Origin of the sequence: Streptomyces niveiscabiei (assembly GCF_001419795.1) — a bacterium.
GTDB lineage: Bacteria > Actinomycetota > Actinomycetes > Streptomycetales > Streptomycetaceae > Streptomyces > Streptomyces niveiscabiei.
Genome location: NZ_LIRL01000460.1, coordinates 21,950 through 22,161, shown reverse-complemented (window position 1 = coordinate 22,161; position 212 = coordinate 21,950). Strand labels below are relative to the sequence as shown.

1 protein-coding gene is annotated in these 212 nt (G+C 72.6%); it reads right to left on the bottom strand.

Annotated features, from left to right (window positions below; translation table 11 throughout):
• Nucleotides 1-212: family 1 glycosylhydrolase (locus AOK24_RS50985; RefSeq protein WP_240554062.1), on the bottom strand; the 212-nt coding region annotated here is incomplete at both ends.

Below are 212 nucleotides of genomic sequence, written 5' to 3'. Positions count from 1 at the left end.
CCCCCGGCGCCCCGTCGGCCCCCGGCAGCACACCGGTCCGGGCCACCTGCCCGTACCACTGCGCACTCGACTTCGGCGTCCTGGCCAGCGTCGCGTAGTCCACGTACACCGCCCCGAACCGCTTCCCGTACCCGTAGGACCACTCGAAGTTGTCGAGCAGGGACCACAGGTAGTACCCGCGTACGTCCGCCCCGTCCGCGAGGGCGTGGCGG